Consider the following 1739-nt stretch of genomic DNA (forward strand, 5'->3'; position numbering starts at 1 on the left):
ACTCGGCGCCGGCCACCCGGAGGCGGAGCATGTCGTGGTGGTCGAGGACGCGCTGGAGCGCTGCGGTCAGCCGGTCGATGCCGAGGTCCGGCGGGACCTGGAGGAGCATCCGCTGGCTGTAGTCGTCGACCGGGCCGTCCAGCTCCTGGAACCAGCGCATGATCGGCGTGGCCGGGACCCGGCCGACTCCGGCGCCGGGCGCCTCGGCCTCGATCTCCTCGCCCTCGCCGGCCGGGCGCGCCACCGCCGCCAACTCCTCGACGGTCTGGTGCTGGAACACCTCGCGCGGGGTGACGACCAGGCCGGAGCGGCGGGCGCGGGAGACGAGCTGGATCGCGATGATGGAGTCGCCGCCGAGGTCGAAGAACCCGTCGTCGACCCCGACCCGCTCCAGCCCGAGGACCTCGGCGAACAGGCCCGCGAGGGTCTCCTCCTCGGGCGTCCGGGGCGCGCGGGACGAGACCTTCGCCGCGAAGTCGGGGGCGGGCAGCGCCGCCCGGTCGAGCTTGCCGTTCGAGGTCAGCGGGAGGGCGTCCAGCCCGACGACGGCCGCCGGGACCATGTAGTCGGGCAGCGACCCCGCGGCGAAGCGGCGCAGCTCGGCGGAGTCGGCACCGCTCCCGGCGGTGGTCCCGACGACGTAGGCGACCAGGCGGTCGTCGCGGACGAGCACGGCGGCGTCGCGGACGGCCTCGTGCCTGGTCAGCACGGCCTGGATCTCGCCCAGCTCGATGCGGAAGCCGCGCAGCTGCACCTGCTGGTCAGCGCGGCCCAGGTATTCGAGGGTCCCGTCGCGGCGCCAGCGGCCGAGGTCGCCGGTCCGGTACATGCGGGTGCCGGGGCCGCCGAACGGGTCGGCGACGAACCGCTCGGCCGACAGGCCCGGCCGGTTGAGGTAGCCGCGCGCCAGCCCGGCGCCCGCCACGTACAGCTCACCGGCCACGCCGGGCGGGACGGGCTGGAGGCGGTCGTCGAGCACGTACAGCTTGAGGTCGGGGATGCCGACGCCGATGAGGCTGCCGGGCGCGGTGGCGGCGTGGACGCGGTCGAGCGCGAGGTAGGAGACGTGCACCGTGGTCTCGGTGATCCCGTACATGTTGACCAGCACCGGCGCGTCCTCGGCGTGCCGCGAGTACCAGTCTTCGAGACGGCCGAGGTCGAGGGCCTCGCCGCCGAACACGATGTAGCGGAGGGCCAGGTTGGAACCGGGGGCGTCCTTGTCGGCCGCCATCAGCTGGTAGAAGGCCGACGGGGTCTGGTTCAGGACGGTGACGCGCTCGTCCACCAGCAGCTTCAAGAAGTCCTGCGGCGAACGCGAGGTCTCGTAGGGGACGACGACAAGACGCCCGCCATAGAGGAGCGGACCCCAGAGTTCCCAGACGGAGAAGTCGAACGCGTAGGAGTGGAACAGCGTCCACACGTCGTCCGGGCCGAAGTCGAACCACTGCTCGGTCGAGCGCAGCAACCGCACCACGTTCTGGTGCGGCACCACGACGCCCTTGGGACGGCCAGTCGAACCCGAGGTGTAGATGACGTAAGCCGGATGCTCAGGGTCGATGGCGACACCGAGGTTGGTGTCGGGGCGTCCGGATGCGTCGAGGTCGTCCGGGCCGATGGTCAGCACCGGCCGGGCGTCCTCGACCATGTACGCGATGCGGTCTGCCGGATAGTCCGGATCCATCGGCACGTACGCCGCGCCCGTCTTCAGCACCGCCAACAGCGCTACCACGAGGTCCGCC

Annotated in this window: 1 protein-coding gene; it reads right to left on the reverse strand. The window is 72.2% G+C overall.

Translation table 11 applies throughout. From position 1 onward, the window contains the following. Positions 1–1711, reverse strand: a 1711-nt coding sequence (locus IEZ03_RS37400) for an amino acid adenylation domain-containing protein (protein ID WP_229807971.1), incomplete at its 3' end; no start/stop codon positions are given. Between the last annotated feature and the right edge of the window lie 28 nt (positions 1712–1739).

It is taken from the genome of Actinomadura livida (genome assembly GCF_014648675.1).
GTDB lineage: Bacteria > Actinomycetota > Actinomycetes > Streptosporangiales > Streptosporangiaceae > Spirillospora > Spirillospora livida.